Source organism: Sphingomonas mali NBRC 15500 (assembly GCF_001598415.1).
GTDB lineage: Bacteria > Pseudomonadota > Alphaproteobacteria > Sphingomonadales > Sphingomonadaceae > Sphingomonas > Sphingomonas mali.
In genome coordinates this window covers 70,959-96,683 of the sequence record NZ_BCYX01000015.1, presented here as the reverse complement: position 1 = coordinate 96,683, position 25,725 = coordinate 70,959, and the positions used below count along the sequence as shown (strand labels likewise).

The window sequence follows — 25,725 nt, the reverse complement described above, 5'->3', positions numbered from 1 at the left end:
CAGGTCTAGAACTTGACCTCTGCAGTCATCGTGAACGAGCGGCCGCGCGGGTCGGCGACGCGCGGTTCCCACGAACTGCCCGAACCGGTGTTCGAATCGTAGGTGATCGCGAACGGCGGGTCGGTGTTGAAGACGTTGCGGACCCCCGCCGTCAGCGTCAGATGGTTGCTGAAGCTCTGCGACACCGACGCATTGTAGATGATATAGGCCTTCACCCGCGGATTGAAGTCGGGTCGCCCGGCGCTGCCGGGCAACTGCTGGTTCTGATAGCCGTCGCGATAGATTTGCGAGAATGTCAGGCCGAACCCGTTGTTGGTGTAGCTGATATAGGCGTTGTGCTTCCACTTGAGACCAAGATCGCCCGACAGGCTGAACACACCGAGCAGATCGGTGTACTTCAGATTGGGCAACAGCTTCTCCTTCTTCTCAAGCAGCAGCGTGCCGTCGAACCCGGCCGAGATCGCGCCGCCCAGCGCATCGACGCTGCCCCGCGCCGAGAAGTCGATACCGCGCGTCCGGCGCGACCCGAAATTGCCAGTGCGCAGATCGACCAGGGTGATGATGCCGTTGGTCCGCTCGACGCGGTCGCCGAACGCACCGATATTGGCGAGCAATTGTGGGATGGTGATCGTGCCGATGACATTATCCACTGCGATCGACCAATAATCGGCCGAGAAGCTGAAGCGCCGTGTCGGCTGCAAAACGACGCCGAAGCTGTATTCTTTCGACGTCTCCGGCCCGAGGTTCAAATTGCCGCCGCTGAGCGAATCGGGCGTGATCGGAGCACATGCCGGCTGCGGCCCCGCCGTATTTCCCTGCGGGCAGAGCGTCGGATCGACCAGCGTATTGCCCGGGTTGGGCGATTGCGTAACGCCGTTGAAGATCTGGTTGAAGCTGGGCACGCGGAAGCCGGTATTGTACGATCCGCGGAACATCAGCCATTCGGCCGGCGTCAGCTTGGCGGTGAACTTCGGATTGAAGGTCGAGCCGAAGCCGGTGTAATCGTCGACGCGTCCCGCGGCCGAGAGTTCCAGGAACTTGAACACCGGGATCAAGACTTCGCCATAGGCCGCCTTGACGTCGCGGTTGACCTTGCTCAGCGCGTTGACGTTGTCGAAGGCGACGTTGAAGATGTCGGGCGCCGAGACGTCGGCTGCTGACGATCCGTTGAAGCTGTAGCTTTCGCGCCGGTAATCGACACCGGCCGCGATCTTCACCATGCCCCCTGGTAAACTGAACAACTCGCCCGAGATCGAGGCGTCGAACTGACGCACTTCATATTTGCCGCCATAGAGCTTGACTCCCTTGGCCGACACCGCGTCGAGCGCGGCGAGAGCCTGCGGCGTCTGCTGCAGCGAAAAGGGATTGAGGATGCCACTGTTGAACAGCCCGACGATGCCAGGGGCGCTGGCACCCGGCGCGGTCGGCGCGCGGGGGTCGGGCCCGCCCAATACCGCGTTGGGATCGCCATGGGTCTTGGCATAGGCGACCGCCGCGGAACTAGCATAGACGCCGCGATAGCTGTAGCCGCTGCCGAGGATCGACGTTGCCCGGCTCGATGCGTAGGACGCGCCGGCGCGATAATCCCAGCCCGGCGCGATCGGACCGTCGATGCCGAGCGCGGCGCGGAACGTCTTGGTATTGGTGACATATTCGCGCGGACCGCAATCGGTACACCGCCAGCGGAAAGTGATCGGCTTGCCATAATTGACTGCCACGCCGGGTAGCACCGAAACGATGCTGTTATAGACCGCGTTATAGGTCGGTGCCGTCAACGCGTTGAGCGGATAGGCGATCGGCATCGTCGTGTTGTTGGCGCTGTATTGATTGTTCGAGAAGATCTTATGCGAGGTGGCGTCCGAGCCGGTGACTTCGAGATAGATCTGATGTCCACCAAGCTTCCCCGTCGCCCGGCCATAATAGGTCAGCGTCTGAAGGGGCTGTTGCAAGGTCGCTGCGCGGCCGGTGTCCCACGAACAGGCGAGCGCCGAGCTAGGGCTTGCCCACAAGACCGAGTCGTAGTTCATCCCGCCATCGACAGAGTCGCAGCCGGCGCCTCCGGGCAGGCGCAGCGGATTGACGCCCCCCGTCGCCGCAACGGTCGTTCCCGGAATGGTAAATCCGGGAGCGTTGCCGAGATAATTGGGGTTGGGAACCGTACAGACGCCTGCCACCGTCGTGCTACACTGGGTAGTACCGCCGAGCAGCGTTCCGCCCTGCGTGATGCCTACCCCGGTCGCCGTCGGGTTGATCGGGAAAGCGGTGGCGAAAGGCGTGCCCCGCGTGTCGATCGACAGGCCGCGATTGGGCTGGTTGCCGTTGACGAAGTCGCGATCTGATCCGCGCAAGATGCTGTTCCAGCTCTTGCTGACCGCGCCCATCACGTTGAAGCCCTGCTCGTCGAGCTTGCCCCAGCCGACCGTCGCCGACAGGCGATAGATCGGGCTGTCGCCCTGTTCGGTGATGTCGGTGAAGCCCTGGACGTCGATGCCGGTGAAATCGGTCTTGGTGATGAAGTTGATCACACCGCCGATCGCGTCGGTGCCATAGATTGCCGAGGCGCCGTCCTTAAGCACTTCGACCCGGTCGATCGCGGCGAACGGGATCTGGTTCACATCGACCGCCGACCCCTGCAACCCGTGCGCGGCGACGCGGCGGCCGTTGAGCAGGATCAGAGTCGACGCGCTGCCCTGGCCACGCAAATTGGCGGCGGACAGGCCGTTGGTGCCGCGCGCGGCACCGCTGACAACGTCTGAATTGGATGCGAGATTGTCGGCGCCGTTACCGTTGGCGGCGAGGAACGAGATTAGCTGTTCCGGGCTGCTGATACCCTCGCGGCTGAGGTCCTTGGTCGTGATGATCTGCAGCGGCAGCGCGCTGCGGTTCGGATCCTGCTTGATGCGCGAGCCCGTGATGATGATTTCGTTGCTCTTGCCGGCTCGGTCGCCCTGATCGTCCGAGACCGGCGTCGCTGCTCCCGTCGGCGTCGAAGCGGGCGCAGTGGTCTGATCGGCATTGGTCGATTGCGCGAGCGCCCCACTCGGCAGCATGAAGGCGGCAAGCGCCGTCCCCGACGCCAGCACGAGACGAAGCGAGTTCGATCCTGTCATAATAGGCCCCCTTGGATGCGCCCTTCCCGTGGCGCTTCATTGGCGACATTAAGCATCAGAATGGACAAGTCTTACCACCTTTCTTTTGCGCCAGCCGGTGAAACCGGTTCCCTTTTTGTGTGTGGAAGGGGCAAAGCGTTGCGCGGTTGCAACACCGATTCCATTGACCCGGCCCGGCGGACATCGGACCGTGGCTCAGTGCGCGAGAGAGGATTGCCGATGCAGCATCTGAACATCCGCCCGTTCGGGCTGCACGCGTGACGGTCGGAGCGATCGATCCCGGTGCGGCGGAGCGCGCGGTGCTGCGTCCCGGCTTTGGGCGGCTGGCGCTATATGCGTTGCTCGGCTTTTCGGCGGGATTGCCGTTCTACATGTTCAACACCGTGCTGTTCCTGCGTCTGGCGCGGCACAATGTCGACATCGTCACGATCGGTTATTTCGCCTGGGTGTCGCTGCTGCCGACGTTCAAATTCGCCTGGGCGCCGTTGCTCGACAAATACGACATGCCGGGGTTCGGCCGCTTCTGGGGCCGGCGGCGCGGCTGGATCATGGTTTCCCAGCTCGGCATCTTCCTGTCGACGGTCGGCATGGCCTTCACCGCGTCGGACAGGAGCCTGCCGCTGACCGCCTTGTTCGCGGTGCTGCTCGCCTTCTGGACCAGCACGCTCGAGATCGCAGCCGACGGATGGCGCGTCGAACTGGCGCCGACCGCGGAAGAGCAGGGGCCGCTCGTCGCGGTCAACCAATGGGGCTATCGCATCTCGATGGTGGTCGCCGGCGGCGGCGCGATCTATATCGCCGCGGTGTCCGACTGGACGTTCGCCTATCTGGCCATCGGCGTCCTGGCGTTCCTGCCTTTTCCGCTACTGGCGGCGATGCGGTCGGAAAGCGGTCGCGGCGACGGCCGGATCGCCGCCTTGCTGACCGGTTTGCTGGTCAGTGCCTCGGCGATAGCCGGCATCACCGTTGCGACCGCCGCGATCGGTTGGGTGCTGCTGTCGGCGATCGGCTCGGTCGGAATCGATAACCCCGACGTCATGAAATATTGGGTAGCCGGGCTCGGGCTGCTGCCGTTCCTCGTCCTCGGCGCGGCAGTGCCGTGGCTTCGCAAGCTGCCCTGGCACGCGCCGTTGCGCCGGTCGCTGGCGGTCGGGCCCTATGTCGACGTGGCGTGGCGATATGGCCTCGTCGTCATCCCGATCCTGTTGTTCATTTCGATCTATCGAACCGGAGATGTGATGGCGAACACGCTGTCGCACCCGATGTTCAATTTCCTGGGCTATGGATTGAAGCAGATCAGCGCGGCCGATGGTGTCGTCGCGCTCGTCTCCGGCCTGCTCGGGGTGACACTCGGCGGACTATTGGCGGCCAGGGTCTCGATGGGCTGGTCGCTGGTGATCGGCGGGGTGATGTCCGCGCTCAGCAACTGGATATTCGCGTGGCTCGCGCATCAGGCGCCGGGCGGGCCGGTGTTGTTCTCGCTGTTCGGCCTGGGGGTGACGACCGGCGACCTCGATCTCTATCTTGCCATGGCGGTCGACCAGTTCGGCCACGGGTTCGAAGGCGCGGTGTTCGTCGTCTACCTCTCGCTGCTGGTCAATCCGCGCTATCCGGCGGCGCAATACGCGCTGTTTTCCGGGCTTGCCTTTCTGATCCCCAGACTGCTTGCGGGGCTGTCGGGGGTGTTCCAGAAAGCGATCGGCTATGACGGCTTCTTCATCATGGCGGGTACGATGAGCGTCGCGGTGCTGGTCCTGCTGCCGTTCATCGTCCGGGCAAAGCCCCGACCCGATGACGACCCCAACGCGACAGTGGCGGTGGCAGCATGATCGAACAGGCCTTCGCCCCGGCTGCCGCCGCGGTCGCCGCGGGCGGGATTCCCGGCGCGACCCTGGGCGTGGTCGCGGCCGACGGGCGGCGCTGGGTGACGCATACCGGGATGGCCGCATTGCTGCCGGAGCCGGAGGCGTTGACGCTCGACCATTGGTTCGACCTCGCTTCGGTGTCGAAGGTCATCGCGACCACGACGATGATCCTGCGGCTGGCCGATCAAGGCAGGCTTGATCTCGACCGGCCGCTGACCGACGCGATCCCAGATCTGCGTCAGTACGACGTCGCTAACGCCGCCGAGCGTAAGCTGACCTTCCGCGACTGCCTGGCGCATCGCAGCTTCCTCCCCGCGGTCGAGCCGATCTACACCTATGACGGCGACCCGGCGCGGCTGCGCGCGTTCGTGCTGCAACGCGAATGGCGGCACGGCCCGCCGGTCTATTCGGACATCAACTTCATCCTGCTGGGGATCGCGATCGAGCGGATCACCGGACAGCCGCTCTCGGCCTGGCCGCTGGGCCAAGGCCTGAGCTACGGCCCGCCGCCGGGGCCTGCCGTCGCGACCGAACTCTGCCAATGGCGCGGGCGCGTGTTGAAGGGCGAAGTGCATGACGAGAATTGTTTCGCGATGGGCGGAGAGACCGGCCATGCCGGGCTGTTCGGAACCGTTGCCGGGGTGCTCGATTTCGCCCTGGGGCTGCTCGACGGCAGCGGCGCGTCGCCGGCAATGATCGAGGCGATCCGCACGCCCTTCTACGAACATCGCACGTGCGGCTGGGAACGGCGCTTCGACGGCTGGTCGGGCGGGGCGGCCTGCTCGGGCGAGACGATCGGCCATACCGGCTTCACCGGCACCGGCCTGTGGGTCGATTTCGATCGCGGGATCGCCTGGACCTTGCTCACCAACCGCGTCCATCCGTCGCGGCATAGCGAGGCCGGGAAGAGCATCTTCGAGATCCGGCCCGCGACCGGCGATGCGGTGATCGCGGCTTGTGATGCGCAGCGCCGCGCCTAACGTGGGTCAAGCCAACCGGCTTTAGCCTGTCTCGCCGCAAGCATCCGCCCGCGCGAGGAGAAACGCCCGCTCGCGCACGTTGCGGGTAAGCGCGGCGGCGGCCTCGAATGCCGTACGCGCCTCGGCCAGCCGGCCTGCCCGGAACAGGAAGTCGCCTCTTGCCGCGGGGAATGGCGCGTAATGGCGCAAGGCGTCGGCACCGGGAATTTCGTCGATCAGCCTGAGACCCGCGTCCGGCCCGAACGCCATGCTGTGCGCGATCGCGCGGTTGAGATCGACCACCGGCGAGGGCGTCACGGTGCGCAGCCGATCGTAAAGCGCGGCAATCCGAGCCCAGTCGGTATCGGTGGCACGGCGCGCTCGGGCGTGGCAAGCGGCGAGCGCGGCTTGCAACACATAAGGCCCCTGGCCGCCGAGCGCATCGGCGCGGGCCAGCGCATCGAGCCCGCGGAGGATCAGCAACTGATCCCAGCGCGAGCGATCCTGCTCGGTGAGGGGCACGAAGGCGCCGTCCGGCCCGGTCCGCGCGCCCAGCCGCGATGCCTGGATCTCCATCAGCGCCAGCAGACCGAGCGCTTCCGGCTCGTCGGGCATCAGCCCCGCCAGGATGCGCCCGAGCCGCTGTGCTTCCTGCGTCAACGCCGGCCGGACCAGATCGTCGCCCGCCGTCGCCGCATAGCCCTCGTTGAAGATAAGGTAGATGACCTCGAGCACCGCGGGCAAACGCGCCGCCCGCTCGCCGCCGCGCGGCACCTCGAAGGCCAGACCGGCCTGGGCGATCGCCTTCTTCGCGCGGACGATACGCTGCGCGATCGTCGCTTCGCTGGACAGGAAGGCGCGAGCGATCTCGTCGGTCGTGAGCCCGCCGACCACGCGCAGGGTGAGCGCCGCGCGGGCATCGGGCGACAGCATCGGATGACAGGCGGTGAAGATTAGCCCGAGCAGTTCGTCGCCGAGATCGTCGTCCAGCGCGGCGTCGATCGCCGCGGTCGCGTCCCCGGCTTCCTTGTCGAGCGTCCGGGCGATCTCCTCGTGCTTGCGGTCGCGCATCCGGTCGTGCCGGATGGCGTCGATCGCGCGTCGCTTGGCGACGGCCATCAGCCAGGCGCCTGGATTGGCCGGGACGCCGGTCCGCGGCCAGTCGGACAACGCGACGATCAGTGCTTCCTGCGCCAGCTCCTCGGCACGGTCGATATCACGCACCATCCGCGCCAGGCCGGCGATGAGCCTGGCGCGTTCGATGCGAAAGGTCGCCTCGATCGCCCGATGGGTTTCGCCGTTGCTGTCCGTCTCGCTTGCCGTCACGCCGCCGCTTGTCCGTCACGGACAGCGGCGACGCAAGCGGCCCTAGCTGGTCGCCGGCGCGTTGACCGCCAATTGCGCGGCGAATGCCCGTTGATAGGCGGGCCGCGCCTCGCCGCGCGCGACATAGGCGGCCAGGGTCGGAAACTCGTCGAGAATACCCGACATTCTCAGCCGGAGCAGGACCGACACCATCAGCAGGTCGCCCGCGCTGAACTTGCCATCGAGCCACTCGGCGTCGCCCAGACGATCGGCAAGCTGGCTTAGCCGAGCGCGGATACGGTCGAAGACCAGTGGCATCCGTTCCTGCGCCCAGGACTTGTCGCCTTCCGCGAATTTGGCCGTCTGGAGGTCGAGGACCGGTGGCTCGACGCTGCTGAGCGCGGCGAACATCCAGGTGATCGCACGCGCCCGGGCATCGGGCTCCGTCGGCAACAGGGCCGGATGTCGTTCCGCGATGTGGAAGACGATCGCGCCCGTCTCGAACAAGGCGAGATCGCCTTCCTCATAGGTGGGTATCTGGCCGAACGGATGGACGGCCAGGTGCGCCGGTTCCTTCATCCCGGTAAAGGAAACGAGGCGAACCTCGTACGGCAGTCCCGCTTCTTCGAGCGCCCAGCGAACGCGCGTGTCGCGTGCCAGCCCTTTGCCGCCGTCGGGCGACCGTTCGAACGCGGTGATGGTGATGGTCATCGTCCAACTCCGATGTTGGCCAGGCGCGTCGAAGCAATGACTATCGGCGCGCCAATAAAGGTGAAGCCGGCTGGAGAGGCCTTGCCGCCCCAGCCGACGGGATCAGGCGACGCCAAGCTTGCCGCGCTCGCCGCCGCGGGGGTTCGCGAGTTCCTGGGGGGTCACATAGTCGGCCAGGTCCGCCGCCTCGAAGAACGGGCGGATCTCGATCTCGCTGCGGCCCGGCATGCAATTGGGGCAGCGCTTGGCCCAGGCGATGGCCTCATCCATGTCCCGGACTTCCCAGATCGAGAAGCCGGCGACGAGCTCGCGCGCCTCGGCGAAGGGCCCATCGATGACCGTGCGGCTGGCGCCCTCGAAAGCGATGCGCTTGGACTCGGAACTGGGCTTGAGCCCGGCAGCGGCGATGAACACGCCAGCTTCGACCAATTCCTCGGTGAACCGGTCCATCGCCGCGAACGCTTCCAGCATCTCCGGCGTGGGCGCCATGCCCGCTTCGCTTTCCTCGGTGGCCTTCACCAACACCATAACACGCATCGTCTGTCTCCTTGCTCGAGCCGGCCCCAATTGGCGTCTCATCGGGACGACGAACGAGTTTGTCGGAAATCGACATGGGTGCGCAAATTTTTTCGGCGACGGTGCGCGGGGGTTGGTCAAGCCGCCGGATCAATCGCATCCTACCTGCGCAGCAACCCGCGCTGGCGGCTCAATTCTCCGCCGCGATGAGCTCCAGCGCGGCATCCACCGCCTTGGTCGCCTCGACGCCCGGCGGGATGTCGTTGGCATAGGTCGAGAAGGTTAGCGTGCGGCCGCTCTTGGCGATCATATAGCCCGACAAGGCGGCGCTCGCGTTGAGCGTGCCGGTCTTGGCGAACAATTTGTGGTCGAGCAAAGTGCCGCCGAAGCGCTTGGCCAGCGTGCCGTCGACTCCGCCGACCGGCAGCGTCTCGCGCCACGCCGCGCCCCAGGGTTGCGTCGCGATCCAGCGCAGCATGATCACCGCGCCGCGCGGCGCGACGCGATTATAGCTCGACATGCCCGACCCGTCCGAGAAGTCGAACGCCGCGCGCGGCACGCCCGCCTTGGCCAGCATCGCGCGGACCGCGACCTGGCCGTCGGCGATCGACCCGCTACCCGCGACCAGCGACGAGCGGCGCAGGAACAATTCGGCATGGAGGTTCTGGCTGACCTTCATCGTCAGATGCATGTCGTCGAGCAATGGTGGCGGGGTCAGCTTGGCGAGCACGGGAGGCAATGGCGGCCGAGCGGGCGGGGCGTTGCCGCGGATCGCGGGATCGTCGCTCGGCATCAGCGGGCGGTGGCGGACGTCTACCTTGCCGGTGACGCGGACACCGCGTGCCTTCAACAATTGGGCGAAGCGCCACGCGGCGTAGCGGGCCGGATCGTCGATCCCGACACGCAATTTGTCGGGCTTGGCGTCGGCGCCGATCGTCCCGCTCAGGCGGAGCTCATAGCCATTGGGCGCGCGGTCGAACTCGACGGCGCTCTTGCTGCCCGCGACGGTCATGAGCCGGTTGTCGACGGTGTAATAAGCGGGCAGCTCGACCTTGGGCACCGCACCGACCGCGCCGGGCGTGACGGTCACCGGCAATTCATTGTCGTCCATCGTCAGCGCCGAGGTGCCGGTGCCCGATCGCGTCGGGATGTTGTTCCAGCTCATCCCCGGGCCCCAGCGCTCATCGGGCAGGAGAGTGTCGTCGCCGATCACATCACCGACGACGTGGGTTCTCTTCGCCACGGCGTCGGCCAGCGTCGTCAGGCAATCGACCGTGCAATCGTCGGCGCCCGACAGCCGCGCGTCGCCATTGCCGATCAGCACGACGTCGCGTCCGTCGAGCCGCACCGCGGCACCGCCGGTCGTATCGGGTTGGGTCAGGTCGCCCATCGTGTCGAGCGCGGTGGCGGTGGTGAACATCTTGGTGTTCGATGCCGGGATGAAGCGCGCATCGGGATTGATCGCGACGACATCCCTGCCCTGGTCGTCGACCACGACGATGCCGAACCGCGTGCCTGGGCCTGCCTGTGCAAGCGCCGCCTCGACCCGCGCGGTCAGGTCCTTGTTCTGCGCCGCGGCGGGAACCGCGACGGCGAGCGCGGCGACAAGCGCCAGAGCCTGTTTGGTCATCTATTGCGTCCCCCGATCAGGAAAAAGCGAGCGGCGACGCCGCCCATTCCGCGCGCGCTCGCGCGATCAATGTTTTGAGGCTCGCGGCCTGCCGCCGCCATGCGCCTTCGGTCGCCGCGTCCCAGGTGTCGATCGTGTCGCGGAGCGCATCGATCGCGAAGTCGACGAACACATCATATTCGTCCTGGCGCAGCTCGCCGTAATTGCGGTGGTTGAAGACGAGTTCGGCGACCTGGCTCCAGACCCATTTGCGGTCCTGGGCAAGGCCGTACAGCCATTGCAGCGTCTCGTCGGTCATCCGGACCGAGGTCGCATCGATATGGATGAAGATCGCGCGGCGTTCGGGGAAGCGGGCGAGGAAGCGGTCGAACAACAGGTCGCGCATCGCGGCCTCTCGGCCGTCCAGCGCGATCAGGCTCGCTTCGATCAGCGCGGCGTCACTCATCGTCGGCCGAGCGATAGATCGCTTCGTCGAGCTCGCCTTCCCAGCGCGCGACCGTGGTCGCGACCGCGAGGTTGGCGCAGGCGCTGGGGACGGTGCGGGTCATGTCGAGCAGGCGGTCGAACGGCAGGACGAAGCCGACGACCAGCGCGGTCTGTTCGGGCGGGACGCCGACCGCCGACAGCACGGCAGCGAGCATGAACAACGAGGCGGACGGGACCGGCGCGGTGCCGAACGCCGCGAGCGATCCGGTCAACAGGACGAGCAGATACACTGAGGGCGTCAGCGGCGTGCCGAACGCCTGGAGGGCGAACAGGCTGAGCAGCCCGACATACATGGCGGTACCGTCCTTGCCGATACTCGCGCCCAAGGGCAGCACGGTCGAATAGACCGGACGGCTGATACCGAGATTGTCCTCCGACACGCGCATTGCGACCGGCAGCGTCGCGCCGCTCGACGCGGTCGAGAAGGCGACAACCAGCGCGTCGACGATGCCGCGGAAGAACGGCAGCGCCGGCAGTTTGGCGACGAGGCGCAGCAACAGGCTGTGCACCACCAGCATCTGGATCAGCGATCCCGCGACCACCGCGAGCGCGAGCCAGCCGACATGGACGAATACCGCCGCGCCGTTGGCGGCGACCGCATTGGCGATCAGCGCGAAGACGCCGAACGGAGTCGCCTCCATCACGATCGTTACGACCTTGAGCAGCACTGCCGAGGTCGCCTGGAGGAAAGTGGCGAAGGGTTTGCCCGCCTCTCCGGTCAATACCGTGCCAACCCCGAACAGGATCGCGACGAAGATCAGCGCGAGCATGTCGCCCTTGGCCAGTGCATCGACGATGTTGAGCGGGATGATGCCGATCAATTGATCATAAGGCGTGACCGGCGCGCCCAAGGCATGCGGCGCTGCGGTGCCGAGCGGGGCGCCGGCCCCGGGCCGGATCACGGTCGCGACCAGCATGCCGACCGACACTGCGATCGCGGTGGTCGCGGCAAACAACCCGATCGTGCGCGCACCGAGGCTGCCGAGCTTCTTGGGGTCGGCGAGGCTGGTAATGCCGGCGGCGATCGTCACCAATACGATAGGGGCGACCAGCATGCGGATCGCACGGACGAACAGGTCGCCGAGGAATTGGACGTACGGCGCGCCCGCCGGCCAGACGAGCGCGAAGATCACGCCCAGGATCAGCGCGCCGACCACACGTTGCCAGAGGGGGATGGCGAACCAGCGGTGTAGGGGACTCACAGACCCTCAACCTTCCGGCGCTTCGCGCCTCCCTCCCTCTCCCGCATGCGGGAGAGGGAAGGGGCCCGCCCGGCGCAGCCGGGTGGGAAGGGTGAGGGTCTGTTCAGGAACACGTTCCTGCCTTGGGCGTATGCGGCAGCGCGCGGCCGGCGGCGGTGCCGGTGAGCTTGCCGTTGTCGACCGCGACTTTGCCGTTGACGACGACAGTGCGCACCCCGGTCGCTGGCAGGGTCGGCTGTTCATAGGTCGCCTGCGCGGCATAAGACTTGGGATCGAACACGACGACATCGGCGAATGCGCCGGGCTTCAATTCGCCGCGTCCGGTCAATCCGAACCATTTGGCAGTAATCGACGAACTGCGCTCAATGAACTCGCGCAACGAGATCACCTTGTCGGCGACGACATATTTCGAATATTTGCGCGCGAACGTGCCCCAGACGCGCGGATGGCCGCTGGACGCGTCGCTATCGGTCATCACCCAGGGTTGTTTCATGAACGCGGCGATATCGGCCTCGCTCTGGTTGAACGAGACGACGCCGGCATCGTGCACGCGGATCGCCGCGATCGCCGCCGAGATCGGATCGGTCTTCATCGCCGCCGCGATCTCGTCGAGCCGCTTGCCGCGCCACTGCCCTTCGGTGATCAGCAGCGAATGCGGCCCGCCGCGCTTGCGCATGTTCTCGGCGATGCCCTCGCGCAGCTTCTGCGTGAGGCTGGGATCGTCGAACCGCTTGATCAGGGCGGCGGTGCCGCCGTCCTGCGCCCAGAGCGGGATCAGCGACGCGACCAGGCTCGTGCCCGAGGCAGACCAGGGATATTGGCTGGCGGTGATGTTGACCCCGGCGGCGCGCGCGGCGTCGATCTTGGAGATGATCGTCGGCGCCATGCCCTGGACGTCGACCCCCAGCGCCTTGATATGACTGATATGGATCGGCATGCCGGTAGCCTTGCCGATCTCGACCGCCTCGTCGATCGCGGCGGCGAGGCCGACCGTGTAGCTCGATTCGTCGCGGATGTGACTGTCATAATAGCCGCCGCGCTTGGCCGCTTCCTGCGACAGCGCGATCACTTCGTCGGTTTTCGAAAAGCTCTGCGGCGCATAGAATAGGCCGGTCGAAAAGCCGATCGCGCCTTCGCACATGCCCTTGGCGACCAGTGCCTTTTCCTTGTCGAGCTCGACCGGGGTCGGCGCGCGGTTGGCGCCGCCGATTACTTGCTCCCGGATCGCGCCGAAGCCGACATAGGTGGCGAAATTGATCCCGACCGGCTTGATCTTGGGTGTCGCCAGCGTGGCCGCGACATTGGTAGCGCCGCCACCGTCATTGCCGATGAACGCGGTGGTCACGCCCTGGAGTAGAAACGCGGGGATCAGCCGCGTCTTGGCATCGCTCGAGGCGAGCCAGGGGCCGGCATGGGTGTGCGGATCGATGAACCCAGGCGCGACGATCATGCCGGTCGCGTCGATCGTCCGCGCGGCGGCGATCTTCAGGCTTGGCCCGACCGCGACGATCTTGTCGTCCTTGATCGCGATATCGCCGGTGAACGGTGCGTCGTCGCCGGTATAGACGGTGCCGCCGCGCAAGATCAGGTCCGCATCCATGGCGGGGGAGGGGGCGGCGCCGATCGAACAACCGGCGAGCAAGGTGGCGGTGAGAGCGAGGCGCAACTTCATGGCCGCGATCCTTTCGGTCGCGGCAGTCGGCGTCAAGGATGGGCTAGCGATTCCTCGGTGATGGTATAGCTCGAGTGCATACCCTTCTCGGCCGGCACGTCGGTCGCGAAGTACGCCACGCCGGTGCCGCTGGCCGGGTCGATCCACAATCCGGACTTGAGGCCATAAGCGTCGCCGAGATGCCCGAACCGCCGCTTGCCGTCGCCGAACGGATCGTCATGGCATCCCGCTTGCGGCGTCGGAATCACGAACATGCCGAGGCCGTAGCTGCACACCCAGCCGTCGCCGATATCGCCATTACGGCCGTCATAGGTCCAGGCGGGCGTCTCCATCAGCTTGACCGAGGCGGGGGAGAGCAGGCGGACGCCGTCGACCTTGCCGTTGCCGAGCAGCATCCGCCCGATCCGCTCGAGACCCCGAGCGGAGATGTGCAGGCCTGATTGCGGCGCGAACATCGCACCGTTGGCGCCTGCCTTCCAGCGCGACAGATCGCAGCTCCCGTCGGTCGCCGGCGTGACCGGGCAGGGCGGGCGCTTGCCGTGATTGTCGTCGCGCGTCACTTGTCCGCCGCGGAACAGCACGACGCCATGCGCGATCGTCGCGTCGTCGCACGTGTCCCATTGATAGCAGGCATCTAGCCTGAGGGGTCTGATCACCAGCCGGTCCATCAGGCGGTCGAACCGCTCGCCGGTCGCCCGCTCCATGACCGCGGCGACGACGGGGAAATTGAAATTGGTGTAGCGGAAGAAGCTGCCCGGCGCGTGCTCGGCGTCCCATGCCTTGGGATTGGCCAAGGTCGCGCGCATGTCGCCGTCGAGCGGCAGGACATAGTCGATCGTGTCGGTCAGGCTCGATCGATGCGACAGCAGCAGGCGCAGCGTGATCGGCGCGTCGGGGAAAGCCGGATTGCGAAAGGTATAGCCGAGCCACTTGGATACATCCGAATCGAGGTCGAGCTTGCCCCGCTCGATCAGCCGCATCACCCCAATCGCCGTCACCAGCTTTGAGATCGAAGCGATCCGCACCGGGTCGTCGGGAGTCACACCGCGATCGACCGCGGGATCGGCGAAGCCCTCGGCTTGCGCGGACGTTTCACCCTTGCGGTCGAAGGTCACGCGGACCGAAGCGACGGGCTGCGCCGCGCTCGCCGCGGCGAACAGGAGGAAGGACAGCATGTCGCGAGGCTAGGGCCAGTCCAGGCCGGCTGCAACGACCGCTTTCGCTCGCGGCGGCGGACGGCAAACACCGTTCGAGCGTGCAAGTTCCGACCTCGAGCTCAAGGATCAAGCGTCTGTTGCGATGAAGCAACAGTCTGTTTTTTTGTCCAATTATTCTCGGATCAACCGAGGCTCTCGAAGGTTACGCCCTTCACCGCTCATCAGGCGACAAAGGAAATCCGTTATGCGTACCCTACTTCTGACCGCCATCGCCATTACAGCGATCGCCCCGCAGTCCGCTTCTGCCCAAGATTCTTCGACCGCTCAAGATTCTCCGACGTCATTCCGCGGTATTCGCGTCGAGGGCGACATCGGCGGCGACCGCTTCCAATCGCAAGGCGTTCACAACGACAAGTTCGGCTATGGCGCCACGGTCGGGTTCGATGGCGTGATCGGCAACAAGATCGTGGTCGGGCCGGAAGCAAGCTATTGGCGCTCGAGCGACTGGACGGAGAATTGCACGCCCACCGGTGGAGGTGGCGACATTTGCCACAAGTCGTTCGAGGAATGGGGTGCGGCGGTCCGCGTCGGCTACCTCGTAACGCCGAGCTTCCTGGTGTTCGGCAAGGGCGGCTATGTGAACAACGAGCAGCGCAAGCGGTTCGACGCGCCGGCCGGACAGACCGGCTATTATGACCACTTCCGCAGCGACGGCTATCAGCTTGGTGGCGGGCTGGAATATACACTGACCGGCACCGACTCGAAACTGCCTGTCTATGTCGGCGCGCAATATGTCTATTCGCAATATAGCGACCACACCTCGCGTCAGCGGGTGATGGGCACCATCGGCTTCCGGTTCAAATAAGGCCGGCCTGAAAACGAGGCGAAAGGCGACGTCTGAGCGCCTTTCGCCTTGGTTCTTACTTGCTCAGCCCGCCTGGCGAGGTCCGGATGCTGGTGCTGCCACCGTCGTCGAACGACCCCGCGCGATAAAGCAGGGTGATCGACACGCGGCGGTTGCGCGGGTCGGCGGGATTGTTCGCGATCATCGGCTCACGGTCGGCGACGCCCTCGATGCGGTAGAAGCGATCCTCCATCAGCCCGCCCGTCGCAAGCCGGCGGCGCGTCGCCTCGGCGCGGCCGGTCGACAGCATCCAGTTGTTCATCGCCAGCGGGTTGCCATAGGCCAGATTGTCGGTGTGGCCGCGGATCATGATCGGATTTTCCATGCCCTTGACCGATCCCGCGATCATTCCGATCAGGTTGCTCGCTTCCGGAACGAGCTGGGTCGTGCCGAGCGCGAACATCGAATAATCGGCGTCGTCGACCAGGTCGATGCGCAAGCCATCGCGGGTCTGAATGAACTTCACATGGCTCGCGAGCTTGGCGAAAGCAGGCGACTTCATCGCCTGTTCGAGCTTGCGCTTCATCTCGTCGAAATTCCTCTGGTCCTCGGCAGTCAGGCGCGCCTTGAGCGACCCTTTCTCGCCCGATCCGATATTGGCGCCGCCGGTCGCGCCGACGGGAATGGTCAGCGATTTGGTGCCGGTCTGCGATGCCCTGTGCGGGTAATTGTCCTTGTCGGTGATCGACGATCCGCCGAACATGCCGTTCGACCCCGCGCTATTCTCCTTCATGTTGACCAGGGTCGGGGAGAAATAATCGGCGATGCCCCTGCGCTGCTTCTCGGTGGTCGCACCGAGGATCCACAGCAGCAGGAAGAACGCCATCATCGCGGTCACGAAGTCGGCATAAGCGACTTTCCAGGCGCCGCCGTGATGCGCGCCATGGGCCTCGATATAGATCTTCTTGACGATGATCTTCGGCGGCTGATTGCTGCCATGCGGTGCGCGCGCGGCCATCAGATGGCCTCCGAGGTCAGCGGGAGAATGGTTCGCGCGGAGGCGCAGAGGGCGCGGAGAGGTGTCGCCCGGCCGCGCCAGCGGCCCGCTATTTTTGGCGGTTTAGATGACGTGCGCTGCCGCGCAAGAGAACAGCTCTGCGCCTCTGCGCGAAAATTAAAAGCGAACGCCGGCGCCTGCACGATCAGCGTCCACGCAGACCGTCGAAGACCTCGGCGAAAGCAGGCTGGTTGGAATGCGCGATGCCCGAGCGCGCGGCCTCGATCACCAGCGGCTGCGGGTGACCGTGCAGCGAGGCGATGATGATCTGCTTGACGACATGATAGATTGCGGCGTCGGCGTCGATGATCTGCTTGAGGCGCGTCGCCAGCGGCCCGACCATGCCGTACGCCAGCAACACACCCAGGAACGTGCCGACCAGCGCCGATCCGATCATGGCACCCAGGATCGCTGGCGGCTTGTCGATCGAGCCCATCGTCTTGACGACGCCGAGCACCGCCGCGACGATACCCAAAGCGGGCAGCGCGTCGGCCAGGTTTTGCAGCGTCCCCTGCGGCCCCTCGACCTCGTGGTGGTGCGTCTTGATCGCGTTATCCATCACTTCCTCGACCGCATGGACGTCGAGCGTGCCCGACGAAACGACGACCAGGCGGAGCGTGTCCGCGATCAGATTGACCAATGTATGGTCGGCGAGAAGGCGGGGATATTCGGCGAAGATTGCCGACGATTTGGGGTCCTCGACATGCGGTTCGAGCGCGATCGGCCCGTCCATCCGCAGCATCTTCATCAGCTTCGAGACGAGGAAGATGACGTCGAGATAATCCTGTTTCTTGTATTTCGGCCCCTTCATCACTTTCATGATGCCGCTGCCCAGGCCTTTCAGCTCCTTGGGCGAATTGCCGATGATCAGCGCGCCGGCCCCGGCGCCGCCGATGATCAGCATTTCGTGGGGAATGGCCTCGAGCACGGGCCCCAGCGCGCCGCCGGTGAAGACGAACCCGCCGAAGACCATCGCCAGAAGGACAACGAGGCCGATTGCCGGAAACATCTTAGTTCTACTTACCCCCTGCAATCACGGCCTAACCGGATAACGACCGGTTCGCTCAATGGTTAACCGGCTTTTCGTAGCCAACCGGTTAAGGTCGTCGCGCTTTGTGGATTCAGCGGAGCTGAACCGGGTGCGGCGCCAGCCCGCTTCCCCCTTCGGCCAGCAAGAAAACTGCCGCTGGAGGACCGGCTGGCGCCGCCAGACTTATTTCAGGAAGTCGAACAGCGACATGCTGGCCAGCTTGGTGAAGCTCGCCTGGGTTGCCTGCAGGACGGTCATGGTCTTCTGCAAATTGGTGATCGCCGCAGTGACGTCGGTATCCTCGAGCGACGATCGGGCCGCTTCGCGATTGGTGGCGACGTCCTTGAGCCGCGAGGTCTCCAGGTCGACTCGCGCGGCCCGGGCGCCAAGGCCGGCCTGCACGCTTGCCGCCTGATCGTTGGCCGCCTGAAGCGCGTCGCCGGTCGCCCCGGCGATGGTCGAGACGTTACCGGTACCCCTGAGTGCTGCCGAGAGCGATGAAATGGTGGAGAGGATATTGCCGCCGCTCGAGTCGACGAACACGCGCGCGGCCGAATCGCCGGGCTGGATCGACTCGTTGGCGCCGACCGGGATCGATGTCGGGCCCGTCGCGGCGAAGCTGAACGTGCCATCGGCATTCTTGATCACGGCATCGGCGTCGCCATTGGCGAACACAGCGGCGCCGCGCGAATCCTTGACGTTGGCATAGCCGACCAGATTGGTGACGATCGCGTCGAGTTGGTCGGCGATCGCCACCCGGTCGCTCGCCGACAGCGTGCCGCTGTTCGCCTTGACCGCAAGTTCCTTCGCTTGCTGGAGCGCGTCGGTGATCGAACTCAGCGTGCCGTCGGCCTGGCTCAAGGTCGTGCCCGCCAGCGTCAAATTGCCGCCATAAGCAGTGTCGTCGGCGCCGTCGCGCGCGAGGCTCTGCAGTCGCCGCCAGGACACCGCGTCGTCGGACGGCGCGTTGATCCGCTTGGTCGTCGAAATCTGCGTCTGCAGCTGGTCGGCGGTCGCGGTCAGCGACTGCATATTCTGCTGATTGAACGCATAGAATTGGCTGGTCGAGATCTGCATCGGGCTTACCTGATATCGAGGATCGTCTGCATCGTTTCGCGCGCGACCTGGATGACGCGGCTGGTCGCCGCATACGCCTGCTGGAAGCGCATCAGGTCGACGGCTTCACTGTCGAGATTGACGCCCGATGCGCTATCGCGGGCGGCGACGGCGTTGCTGTGGATCGTGTCCTGCGCCTCGGCCACCGCCTTGCGCTGCGACAAGGTCGCGGCATTGGCGGTCGTCATGTCGACGATTCGGTTCTCGTAACCGCCGGACGTGCGCAGCGCCGCAAGCGCCGCGAGATTGGTGTTGTCGCGACTGCCGCCGCCGACCGCCGCCGCGGCGATGCCGCGCGGGTCGTCGAGGGCGATCGTCATGTCGGCGGTGCCGCCGGTGCCGAGCGCGAACAGCGGCTGGCCGGGATTGCCGTCGAGGTCGCGCCCGCCGGTCTGAACCGTGTTGACGCCGTTGGCGAAGTCCTGGGCGACGGCCTGGAGCTGGCTCTTGGCGTCGACCACCCTCTGCATCGAATCGACCACGCCCGCCAGCGCGCCGCCGCTCGGGGCGAGACTCTGTTGCGCAGCGCCGTTGAGCACATTGAACGACACCGCGCCGGCCGAATTGGAGGCGTAGGTGACCGTAGCGGCCTGCGTGCCGGAGACCAGCACGGGACCAGCAGCGCCGCCGCCATGCACGGTGGCGCGGCCGATCGCGTCGAAGTCGACCGAGATATCGGTCAGCGCGCTCATTTGTTCGAGCACCTGGTCGCGCTGGTCGAGCAACGCCGCGGCACCGGAGGTGCCGGCGGCTGCGCGGCTGAGACCGTCATTGATCCGGGCGAGCGTGGCGGTCGCGGCATTGAGCGATTCGACCGACGAGCGCGCGGTGCCGTCGAGATCCTGGGCGACCTGATCGAGCGCCTTGCCGGTGCTCGAAAAAGCGCTGGCGACGCCAGACGCGGCTTCGAGCATCGAGGCGCGCGCGCCGAGCGATGTCGGATCGGCCGCAAGCGTGGTCGAGGCAGTGAAGAAGTCCGAAAGCCGGGTGCTCAGCTGATTGCCGTCGAGGCTCGATTCGATGCGATCGAGCCAGGTGACGCTGGTCTCTGTCCGCGCCAGGTCGGAACCTGCGGTGCGGACCTGGGCCGCGGCGTAGAAATCGCCGGCGCGGACGATCCCGGTGACCAGCGAGCCCATGCCGTTGAGCGACGTGTTCTTGCCGACCGCGGCCACCTCGGACGTCGAGGCAGTGCGGCGCGAATAGCCGATCGTGCCCGCGTTGGAGATATTCTCCGACACGGTGTTGAGCGCGACCTGATAGGCCTTGAGGCCGCTCGCGCCGATCGACAGCATGTCGCTCATGACGTGGTTCCTGCGTCAGGCGTGGCCGGCGCGCCCGATGTGGCTGAGGCGGCCGCCGCGTCCTGCAGCGCCTTTTGCGACTTTGCGAGGAATTCGGTCATAGCCTTGCCGATGCCGATCGGCTGATGCGCGGCCATGCTCTCCGCGACTTGCTTGTCCTGCATGTCGCGAAAGGTTTCCGAATTCTTGGAATCGAACAATCCGTCGCCCAGATTGGCCTGACGCATCGACTTCAGCATCATCCCGATGAACACCGATTCGAACTGCTGGCCCGCCTTTTTCAGGTTGGCGCGCGAGGTCAGCCGGCTGTTGTCGGTCGAGATGCCGTTGGTCGGCTGAACGGGTGTGGGGATATCCGTCACAGGATGATCAGATCCGCTTTGAGTGCGCCGGCTTCCTTGAGTGCCTCGAGGATCGCGACGAGGTCCGACGGCGTGGCGCCGATCGCGTTCACCGCTTTGACGATATCCGCGAGCTTGGGCCCCGGGTTCATCAGGAACATCGGGCGCTTCTCTTCTTCGACATTGACGCCCGATTTCTGTTCGTTGGCGGTCTGGCCCTGGCTGAATGGCGCGGGCTGGACCACGGTCTGCTTCTCGTCGATGCGGACGGTCAGCTTGCCATGGGTGATCGCGGCGGCGCCGACGCGGACCGTCGAATTGATCACGACCGTACCGGTCCGCGCATTGACGATCACGCGTGCGGGCGGGTCGGCCGAGGTGACGGTCAGATTCTCGATCTCGCTCATCATCGTCGCGCGGACATCGGCGCCGGCGGGGGCGTTGACCTTGATCGACACGCCGTCGACTGCGTCGGCAACGCCGCCGCCGAACCGCGCGTTGATCGCGGTAGCGACGTTCTGCGCGGTGGTGAAATCGGCGCGGGCGAGGTTGAAGACGAGCGTCGGCGCGGTTTCAAACCCGGTATCGACGGTGCGTTCGACCGTGGCGCCTTCGGGAATGCGGCCGGTCGAGGGGACGTTGACGACGACCGACGATCCGTCCTTGCCCTCGATGCCCAGGCCACCGACCGCGAGGTTGCCCTGCGCCATCGCATAGATCTGGCCGTCGGCGCCCATCAGCGGGGTCATGATCAGCGCACCGCCGCGCAAGCTCTTGGCCTTGCCCATCGATGCGACGGTGATGTCGATCCGCTGGCCGGGTTTGGCGAAGGCCGGCAATTCGGCGGTGATCATCACCACCGCGGCGTTCTTCAGGCCGGGACTGACGCCGGCGGGCAGCTGCAGGCCGAAGCGCGATGCGACCGCCTTCATCGACTGCATGGTATATTCGAGATTGTCGTCGCCCGTACCGGCCAGCCCGACGACGATGCCGTAGCCGGTCAGCTGGTTGCTGCGGATGCCCTGGAATCCGCCCAAGTCCTTGACGCGATCGGCGGCGGCCGGGGTCGCGGCGAAACCGGTCATCAGGGCCAGGAAGACGAGCAGGGCACGCAGCATGTGACGTTTATCCAATCTTAGATTAGACGGGCTGTCGCACGGAGATGGTTAAGACCGTGCTAACCATCAGAAAGGCGAGATCACCGAGAAGAAGCGGCCAAGCCAGCCCTGGCGGCCGGCACGGGCGACGTCGCCCTTACCGGTATAGGCGATGCGGGCATCGGCAACGCGGGTCGACAGCACGCGGTTGTCGGCGCTGATATCGGCGGTGCGGACGATGCCCTTGATCTGGACGAACTCGTCGCCGCGGTTGAGCGTGACGCGCTTCTGCCCCTGCACCAGCATGGTGTTGTTGGGATAGACCGCGACGACGGTGACCGAGACTTCACCCGAGAGCGAGTTCGACTGGTCGGCCGTACCCTTGCCGTTGAAATTGCGCGCGCCACTGACCGATGCGTCGCTGGGCTTGAACAGCGACAGCGCGCCGGTGCTCGGCGGAGTCAGGCTGAACCCGCCGCCCGAATCGAGCTTCGACGACGACGACTTCGACGCCTGGGTGTTCTCGACCAGGACGATGGTCAGCGGATCGCCGACCTTCCTCGCCACCGAGCCTTCGTACAGCGCGGCATAGCCGTTCTGCGGCTGGAAGATCGAACCATTGGCGGGCGCCGGCGCCGGCGCCACCGGCGGGGCGGCCGAATAATCCTCGGCCGGCTTCTTCTTGCCGAACAGGCGAGCCTCGGCCGGCGCGCCGGCCGACAGAGCGAACCCGATCGCGGCGATGCCGAGGGCGGTGGTGGTGACGATGCGCATCAGATGTTCTGATTGACGTATTTGAGCATGTCGTCGGTCGCCGAGATCATCTTGGAATTGACCTCGTACGCGCGCTGGCATTCGATCATGTCGACCAGCTCCTCGACGACGTTGACGTTCGACGCCTCGAGCATGCCCTGACGGACCATGCCGCGGCCGTCCTCGCCCGGCACGCCGAGATTGGCGGCGCCCGACGATGCGGTTTCGAGCATGTAATTGTCGCCCTTCGACTGCAGCCCCGCCGGATTGGGGAAGTTCGCGACCTGAAGCTGGCCGAGCTGGGCCGGCTCGGTCTGGCCGGCGACCGTCGCCGAGACGGTGCCGTCGGTGCCGACGGTGATCTGGGTCGCACCCTCGGGCACGGTGATGCCGGGCATCACCTGATAGCCTTCGTTGGTGACCAAAAGGCCTTCGGGCGAGCGCGAGAAATTGCCCGCGCGGGTATAGCCGAGCTGGCCACCGGGCAGCTGCACCTGGAAATAGCCGTCGCCGTCGAGCGCCAGATCGAGCGCGTTGCCGGTCTGTTGCATCGTTCCCTGGGTTTCCATCCGCGACGTGCCCTGGATGCGCACGCCGGTACCGAGGTTGAGCCCGGTGGCGTATTTGCTGTCGCTCGACGATTGCGCGCCGGCGGCGGTCACCGTCTGGTAGGACAAGGTCGCGAACGACGCGCGGTCCTTCTTGAACCCCGTCGTATTGACGTTGGCCAGGTTGTTCGAGATCACCCGCATCCGCATGTCCTGGGCGTCCAGGCCGGTGCGGGCGATGTGCATCGCTGCGCTGCTCATCTCATTCTACTCCTTAGCTCGGCATCCGCATCACGGATGCGGCGCTTTCGTCCATGTCCTTGGCCGATTTCATCAAATTGGCCTGTACTTCGTAGCTGCGCTGGTTCTCGATCATGTCGACCAGCGACTGCGTCATGTTGACGTTCGATTGTTCGAGCGCGCCCGAGATGCACTTGGCATTCTCGTCGGTCGGCAGAATGCCGCCGCCCTGCACGTGGATCAGATTGTCGAGACCCTTGACCGTCTGCGACCCCTGCGCGCTGGCGAATTTGATGCGGTCGATGACCTGCGGGTTCTTGGCGTCACCGCCGACCGGGATGATCGAGATCGTTCCGTCCTGCGCGATCGACACCGACGTCGCGGGCGGCACGGTGATGGGGCCCCCCGACCCCATCACCGGGAAACCGTCGCCGGTTTCCAAAACGCCTGTCGCAGAGATGTTTAGATCTCCGCGGCGCGTATAGCCCTCACTACCATCATTCGCCTGAACCGCCATCCATTGGTCACCCGGAATGGCAACATCGAGGTTGCGTCCGGTGGTGGTGACGGCGCCCGCGCTGCGGTCGAAATCGGTCACGTTCTCCGATGCCGGCTGCCGGCTGTCGAAGCCCGCTCCCTTGAGCAACAGGCTGTTGAAATTGACCTTTTCGGCGCGGAAGCCGATCGTCGACGCGTTCGCCATGTTGTTGGCGATCGCCGCCTGCGCCGCCATGTGGCTCTTCAGCCCCGACGCCGCGGTATAGATCAGCTTATCCATGCTTTAGCCCCCAATGCCCTTTTGATCATCAGCTACGGATGTTGAAGATCGTCTGGGAAATCTGGCTGGCCGTATCGAGCGCCTTGGCATTCGCCTGGAAATTGCGCTGCGCCGCGATCAGGCTGACCAGTTCCTCGGTGATGTCGACGTTCGACCGTTCGATCGTCGACGACATCAGGTTGCCGAAGCCGTCGCTGCCCGGGGAGCCGACGACCGGCGCGCCGGACACGCCGGTTGCCGCCCAGGTCGAATCGCCCAGCTGACGGAGGCCCGCAGGATTGGTGAAGTTGGCCAGCACGACCTTGCCCAGCGACTTGACGTCGCCGTTCGAGAAGCTGGCCTTGACCGTCCCGTCGCCGTCGACCGTCACACCCTGGAGCTGGCCGATCGCGGCGCCATCGGCGCTGCGCGACGTGACGTTGAACGCCGTCGGGGTCTGCGCGCTCGCCGCACCCAGGGTGAAGTTGATCGTCTGCGCCGCGGTGGCGCCCGCCGGGGTGACCGGATCGAACGTCGTCGCACCCGTCGGCGCGGTCATCGCACCGGTCGCATCGAACGACATGGTGATGTGGTCCGACCCGCCCGAGGTCAGTTGCTTGTCGCCGATGAAGCTATAGGCCGACCAGGTCGACGGCGTGCCGGTGGTCTCGCGCTTGAAATAGGTGGTCATGGTCTGCGGATTGCCCGACGAGTCATAGACCGTGGTCTGGGCCGACTGATTGTAGCTCGACGGATCGAAGCGATCGAAGGTCGCGGTGGTCGGCACCGCTGCGCTCGACGACATATTGACCGTCATGCCGACATTCTGGGTCGGGCTGGGCGTGCCACTGGTGGCCGGAAGCTGCAGGCTGATCGACTGGTTGAGCCCCGACGCGACGACCGCGCCCGATCCGTCGACCGGATAGACCTGGAGATAATTGCCCTGCGCGTCGGTGACATAATGGTCGGGGTCGACCTTGAACCCGCCGTTGCGCGTGTAGTTGACGTTCGAGCCGTTGAGCTGCGGCTTGATCGCGAAGAAGCCGTCGCCCGAAATGGCGAGATCGAGCGCCGAGGACGACTGGATGAAATTGCCCTGGCTGAACTGCTGGACGTTGCCCTTCACCATCGTGCCCGCGCCGACCATCATCGTCGGCGACAGGTTCACGCTCGAGGCGATGACGTCGGCGAATTCTGTAACGCTCTTCTTGAAGCCGTTGGTGTCGACGTTGGCGAGGTTGTGCGAAATCGTCGACATCTGGGTCTGCGCGGCGGTGAGGCCGGAAAGCGACGTGTAGAAGGACATGATTCAGGCTCCTTGGGGAATGGGTTGGATCAGCCGATCTGGCGAACGGCGGAGAGGTCGACGTTGCCGATCCCGGCGACGTTGAGGACGGGGCTGCCCGAGCTGGGCATCGAGACCGAGGTAACCGGCGCCCAGACCAGGGTGTGGGTGGCGACGGTGGCGCCATTGGCATTGGCAGTGCTGACGACCTTGAACGGGCCCGTGCCGGCATCGGCGCCGGCGTCGGTCTTGCCGTCCCAGTCGAAATTGACCGTGCCCTTGGTCTGGGCGCCGAGGTCGAGCGTCTTGAGGACGTTGCCGGACTGATCCTGGATCGTGACCTTAAGGTCGCTCGCCGCACTGTCGACATCGACCGCGCCGGCGATCCCGCCGGTGGTGCGGCCGAACGCGGTATCACCCTGGGTCAGCACGGTCTTGCCGACATAGGCAAGCGCGTCGTTGGCCGAGGTGCCGGTCAGTTTGTCGGCGATCGACTTCAGCGTCGAGTTCATCTCGGAAATGCCCGAGAGCGACGAGAATTGCGCCATCTGCGCTACCATCTGGGTATTGTCGACCGGGTTGAACGGGTCCTGGTTCTGCATCTGCGCGGTCATCAGCTTCAGGAAATCGGCCTGGCCGAGCGTCTGTCCGGATCCGGCCGGCGCGACTGCCGGCGTCGATGCGCCGGTGCGACCAATGCCGATATTGGCGAGCGTGGTATCGAAGGTCGAGGTCATCTC

23 protein-coding genes are annotated in these 25,725 nt (G+C 65.5%); 3 read left to right on the top strand and 20 right to left on the bottom strand.

Annotated features, from left to right (window positions below; translation table 11 throughout):
- Window positions 1–5: 5 nt before the first annotated feature.
- Window positions 6–3,110 (bottom strand): TonB-dependent receptor domain-containing protein, encoded by a 3,105-nt coding sequence (locus SMA01S_RS12825; RefSeq protein WP_084250279.1) that lies wholly within the window; start codon window positions 3,108–3,110, stop codon window positions 6–8.
- A gap of 257 nt (window positions 3,111–3,367) precedes the next feature.
- Here SMA01S_RS12825 and SMA01S_RS12820 point away from each other — a divergent pair, with 257 nt between their 5' ends.
- Both SMA01S_RS12820 and SMA01S_RS12815 read left to right on the top strand, forming a co-directional pair.
- Window positions 3,368–4,939 carry an MFS transporter gene (locus tag SMA01S_RS12820; protein ID WP_245649266.1) on the top strand — a complete coding sequence of 524 codons (1,572 nt, stop codon included), beginning with the start codon at window positions 3,368–3,370 and terminating at the stop codon, window positions 4,937–4,939.
- Window positions 4,936–5,955 (top strand): serine hydrolase domain-containing protein, encoded by a 1,020-nt coding sequence (locus SMA01S_RS12815; protein ID WP_066822509.1) that lies wholly within the window; start codon window positions 4,936–4,938, stop codon window positions 5,953–5,955. Before SMA01S_RS12820 ends, SMA01S_RS12815 begins: the two co-directional genes overlap by 4 nt.
- Before the next feature lie 21 nt (window positions 5,956–5,976).
- On the opposite strand, the gene SMA01S_RS12810 is transcribed toward SMA01S_RS12815, so the two are convergent.
- The 8 genes from SMA01S_RS12810 to SMA01S_RS12775 all read right to left on the bottom strand — a co-directional run bounded on the left by SMA01S_RS12810 (window position 5,977) and on the right by SMA01S_RS12775 (window position 14,631).
- Complete coding sequence (locus SMA01S_RS12810) at window positions 5,977–7,260, bottom strand: RNA polymerase sigma factor (RefSeq protein ID WP_066822506.1); 1,284 nt, start codon at window positions 7,258–7,260, stop codon at window positions 5,977–5,979.
- A 42-nt stretch (window positions 7,261–7,302) separates the two neighbouring features.
- Entirely contained in the window at window positions 7,303–7,950 is a 648-nt protein-coding gene (locus SMA01S_RS12805) for a glutathione S-transferase family protein (RefSeq protein ID WP_066822503.1), read from the bottom strand.
- Between the two features lie 102 nt (window positions 7,951–8,052).
- Window positions 8,053–8,487, bottom strand: a complete 435-nt coding sequence (locus SMA01S_RS12800; protein ID WP_066822500.1) for a YciI family protein — start codon at window positions 8,485–8,487, stop codon at window positions 8,053–8,055.
- Between the two features lie 169 nt (window positions 8,488–8,656).
- The gene (dacB, locus tag SMA01S_RS12795; protein WP_066822497.1) at window positions 8,657–10,096 is read right to left on the bottom strand and encodes a D-alanyl-D-alanine carboxypeptidase/D-alanyl-D-alanine endopeptidase; all 1,440 of its coding nucleotides are present in this window, start codon (window positions 10,094–10,096) and stop codon (window positions 8,657–8,659) included.
- 16 nt (window positions 10,097–10,112) lie between these two features.
- Complete coding sequence (locus SMA01S_RS12790) at window positions 10,113–10,541, bottom strand: hypothetical protein (RefSeq protein WP_066822495.1); 429 nt, start codon at window positions 10,539–10,541, stop codon at window positions 10,113–10,115.
- Window positions 10,534–11,784: a dicarboxylate/amino acid:cation symporter gene (locus tag SMA01S_RS12785; protein WP_066822492.1), complete on the bottom strand. Its 1,251-nt coding sequence runs from the start codon at window positions 11,782–11,784 to the stop codon at window positions 10,534–10,536. The genes SMA01S_RS12790 and SMA01S_RS12785 overlap by 8 nt, the downstream gene beginning before the upstream one ends.
- Before the next feature lie 103 nt (window positions 11,785–11,887).
- Complete coding sequence (locus SMA01S_RS12780; RefSeq protein ID WP_066822610.1) at window positions 11,888–13,456, bottom strand: N-acyl-D-amino-acid deacylase family protein; 1,569 nt, start codon at window positions 13,454–13,456, stop codon at window positions 11,888–11,890.
- Between the two features lie 32 nt (window positions 13,457–13,488).
- Window positions 13,489–14,631, bottom strand: coding sequence for a serine hydrolase domain-containing protein (locus SMA01S_RS12775; RefSeq protein WP_066822489.1), 1,143 nt, complete (start codon window positions 14,629–14,631; stop codon window positions 13,489–13,491).
- 226 nt (window positions 14,632–14,857) lie between these two features.
- On the opposite strand from SMA01S_RS12775, the gene SMA01S_RS12770 reads away from it, so the two are divergent.
- The gene (locus tag SMA01S_RS12770) at window positions 14,858–15,478 is read left to right on the top strand and encodes an outer membrane protein (RefSeq protein ID WP_066822485.1); all 621 of its coding nucleotides are present in this window, start codon (window positions 14,858–14,860) and stop codon (window positions 15,476–15,478) included.
- Between the two features lie 55 nt (window positions 15,479–15,533).
- Here the strand turns inward: SMA01S_RS12770 and SMA01S_RS12765 are convergent, their stop codons facing one another.
- The 11 genes from SMA01S_RS12765 to SMA01S_RS12715 all read right to left on the bottom strand — a co-directional run bounded on the left by SMA01S_RS12765 (window position 15,534) and on the right by SMA01S_RS12715 (window position 25,722).
- Window positions 15,534–16,475 (bottom strand): flagellar motor protein MotB, encoded by a 942-nt coding sequence (locus SMA01S_RS12765; RefSeq protein WP_066822482.1) that lies wholly within the window; start codon window positions 16,473–16,475, stop codon window positions 15,534–15,536.
- 184 nt (window positions 16,476–16,659) lie between these two features.
- The gene (motA, locus tag SMA01S_RS12760) at window positions 16,660–17,523 is read right to left on the bottom strand and encodes a flagellar motor stator protein MotA (RefSeq protein WP_066822479.1); all 864 of its coding nucleotides are present in this window, start codon (window positions 17,521–17,523) and stop codon (window positions 16,660–16,662) included.
- Between the two features lie 204 nt (window positions 17,524–17,727).
- Window positions 17,728–18,621 (bottom strand): flagellin N-terminal helical domain-containing protein, encoded by an 894-nt coding sequence (locus tag SMA01S_RS12755; RefSeq protein WP_066822476.1) that lies wholly within the window; start codon window positions 18,619–18,621, stop codon window positions 17,728–17,730.
- Window positions 18,622–18,626: 5 nt separating this feature from the next.
- The gene (flgK, locus tag SMA01S_RS12750; RefSeq protein ID WP_066822473.1) at window positions 18,627–19,964 is read right to left on the bottom strand and encodes a flagellar hook-associated protein FlgK; all 1,338 of its coding nucleotides are present in this window, start codon (window positions 19,962–19,964) and stop codon (window positions 18,627–18,629) included.
- Window positions 19,961–20,326, bottom strand: coding sequence for a rod-binding protein (locus SMA01S_RS12745; RefSeq protein ID WP_066822471.1), 366 nt, complete (start codon window positions 20,324–20,326; stop codon window positions 19,961–19,963). Before SMA01S_RS12745 ends, flgK begins: the two co-directional genes overlap by 4 nt.
- Window positions 20,323–21,423, bottom strand: coding sequence for a flagellar basal body P-ring protein FlgI (locus tag SMA01S_RS12740; protein ID WP_066822468.1), 1,101 nt, complete (start codon window positions 21,421–21,423; stop codon window positions 20,323–20,325). The genes SMA01S_RS12745 and SMA01S_RS12740 overlap by 4 nt, the downstream gene beginning before the upstream one ends.
- 66 nt (window positions 21,424–21,489) lie before the next feature.
- On the bottom strand, window positions 21,490–22,176 hold the full coding sequence (locus tag SMA01S_RS12735) for a flagellar basal body L-ring protein FlgH (RefSeq protein WP_066822465.1): 687 nt from the start codon (window positions 22,174–22,176) through the stop codon (window positions 21,490–21,492).
- The gene (gene flgG / locus SMA01S_RS12730) at window positions 22,176–22,964 is read right to left on the bottom strand and encodes a flagellar basal-body rod protein FlgG (RefSeq protein WP_066822463.1); all 789 of its coding nucleotides are present in this window, start codon (window positions 22,962–22,964) and stop codon (window positions 22,176–22,178) included. Before flgG ends, SMA01S_RS12735 begins: the two co-directional genes overlap by 1 nt.
- A gap of 13 nt (window positions 22,965–22,977) precedes the next feature.
- Complete coding sequence (flgF, locus tag SMA01S_RS12725) at window positions 22,978–23,721, bottom strand: flagellar basal-body rod protein FlgF (RefSeq protein ID WP_066822461.1); 744 nt, start codon at window positions 23,719–23,721, stop codon at window positions 22,978–22,980.
- 28 nt (window positions 23,722–23,749) lie between these two features.
- Window positions 23,750–25,006, bottom strand: coding sequence for a flagellar hook protein FlgE (locus tag SMA01S_RS12720; RefSeq protein WP_066822458.1), 1,257 nt, complete (start codon window positions 25,004–25,006; stop codon window positions 23,750–23,752).
- A 29-nt stretch (window positions 25,007–25,035) separates the two neighbouring features.
- Window positions 25,036–25,722 (bottom strand): flagellar hook assembly protein FlgD, encoded by a 687-nt coding sequence (locus SMA01S_RS12715; protein WP_066822455.1) that lies wholly within the window; start codon window positions 25,720–25,722, stop codon window positions 25,036–25,038.
- Window positions 25,723–25,725: the final 3 nt, after the last annotated feature.

Bases quoted from the DNA above. Each gene is read 5' to 3' on its own strand.
- SMA01S_RS12825 (WP_084250279.1), bottom strand. From the start codon at position 3,110: ATGACAGGATCGAACTCGCTTCGTCTCGTGCTGGCGTCGGGGACGGCG.
- SMA01S_RS12815 (WP_066822509.1), top strand. From the start codon at position 4,936: ATGATCGAACAGGCCTTCGCCCCGGCTGCCGCCGCGGTCGCCGCGGGC.
- SMA01S_RS12805 (WP_066822503.1), bottom strand. From the start codon at position 7,950: ATGACCATCACCATCACCGCGTTCGAACGGTCGCCCGACGGCGGCAAA.
- SMA01S_RS12800 (WP_066822500.1), bottom strand. From the start codon at position 8,487: ATGCGTGTTATGGTGTTGGTGAAGGCCACCGAGGAAAGCGAAGCGGGC.
- dacB (WP_066822497.1), bottom strand. From the start codon at position 10,096: ATGACCAAACAGGCTCTGGCGCTTGTCGCCGCGCTCGCCGTCGCGGTT.
- SMA01S_RS12790 (WP_066822495.1), bottom strand. From the start codon at position 10,541: ATGAGTGACGCCGCGCTGATCGAAGCGAGCCTGATCGCGCTGGACGGC.
- SMA01S_RS12780 (WP_066822610.1), bottom strand. From the start codon at position 13,456: ATGAAGTTGCGCCTCGCTCTCACCGCCACCTTGCTCGCCGGTTGTTCG.
- SMA01S_RS12775 (WP_066822489.1), bottom strand. From the start codon at position 14,631: ATGCTGTCCTTCCTCCTGTTCGCCGCGGCGAGCGCGGCGCAGCCCGTC.
- SMA01S_RS12770 (WP_066822485.1), top strand. From the start codon at position 14,858: ATGCGTACCCTACTTCTGACCGCCATCGCCATTACAGCGATCGCCCCG.
- SMA01S_RS12765 (WP_066822482.1), bottom strand. From the start codon at position 16,475: ATGGCCGCGCGCGCACCGCATGGCAGCAATCAGCCGCCGAAGATCATC.
- motA (WP_066822479.1), bottom strand. From the start codon at position 17,523: ATGTTTCCGGCAATCGGCCTCGTTGTCCTTCTGGCGATGGTCTTCGGC.
- SMA01S_RS12755 (WP_066822476.1), bottom strand. From the start codon at position 18,621: ATGCAGATCTCGACCAGCCAATTCTATGCGTTCAATCAGCAGAATATG.
- flgK (WP_066822473.1), bottom strand. From the start codon at position 19,964: ATGAGCGACATGCTGTCGATCGGCGCGAGCGGCCTCAAGGCCTATCAG.
- SMA01S_RS12740 (WP_066822468.1), bottom strand. From the start codon at position 21,423: ATGCTGCGTGCCCTGCTCGTCTTCCTGGCCCTGATGACCGGTTTCGCC.
- SMA01S_RS12735 (WP_066822465.1), bottom strand. From the start codon at position 22,176: ATGCGCATCGTCACCACCACCGCCCTCGGCATCGCCGCGATCGGGTTC.
- flgG (WP_066822463.1), bottom strand. From the start codon at position 22,964: ATGAGCAGCGCAGCGATGCACATCGCCCGCACCGGCCTGGACGCCCAG.
- flgF (WP_066822461.1), bottom strand. From the start codon at position 23,721: ATGGATAAGCTGATCTATACCGCGGCGTCGGGGCTGAAGAGCCACATG.
- SMA01S_RS12720 (WP_066822458.1), bottom strand. From the start codon at position 25,006: ATGTCCTTCTACACGTCGCTTTCCGGCCTCACCGCCGCGCAGACCCAG.
- SMA01S_RS12715 (WP_066822455.1), bottom strand. From the start codon at position 25,722: ATGACCTCGACCTTCGATACCACGCTCGCCAATATCGGCATTGGTCGC.